Source organism: Methylobacterium sp. WL116, from assembly GCF_008039455.1.
In the GTDB taxonomy this organism is placed as follows: Bacteria; Pseudomonadota; Alphaproteobacteria; order Rhizobiales; family Beijerinckiaceae; genus Methylobacterium.
This window is the reverse complement of record NZ_VRUV01001139.1, coordinates 1-473: the sequence shown is the minus strand read 5'-3', so window position 1 is coordinate 473 and position 473 is coordinate 1. Positions and strand designations below refer to the sequence as shown.

At 74.8% G+C, this 473-nt stretch carries 1 pseudogene; it reads right to left on the bottom strand.

The features are described from left to right. Positions 1–473, bottom strand: a pseudogene (locus FV223_RS31155) (hypothetical protein); the annotation flags it as partial.

Sequence of the window (473 nt, the reverse complement as noted above, 5' to 3'; positions counted from 1 at the left end):
GGGCAGGTCCGCCAGGAGGCGCGCCGCGGCGCGCCTCCTGGCGGACCTGCCCGACCTCGTTCTGCAGGCCGGCGAGCTGGCTGCCGAAGGCGGTCATCTGCTTCTCCAGCGGCGCGACGCGGGCGTCGGTGTAGGCCGTGCTCGCGGCGTAGCTCGCCTGCACCCGCTGGTCGGTATAGGCGAAGCTCTGCGCCTTCGCGGTCGCGACCTGCGCCGTGACCTGGCCGAGATTGGCGGCGTCGGTCGGCAGCACGCCGGCGGCGACGTTGCGGATCAGCACCGGCTGGTTCGGGTCGCTGCCGGCCAGCGTCAGCGACTGCCCGCGCCCGCCGGTCGCCGGGTCGACGTCGTACTTGACGGCGAAGGTGTCGACCGCCGCGAGCGCGTCGCCGACGCCGGAATACGCCTTGCCGCCGATGGCATAGGTCGGCCCGGTGAAGCTGCCGTCGGCGGCAAAGCCCGCGCCGCCGCCC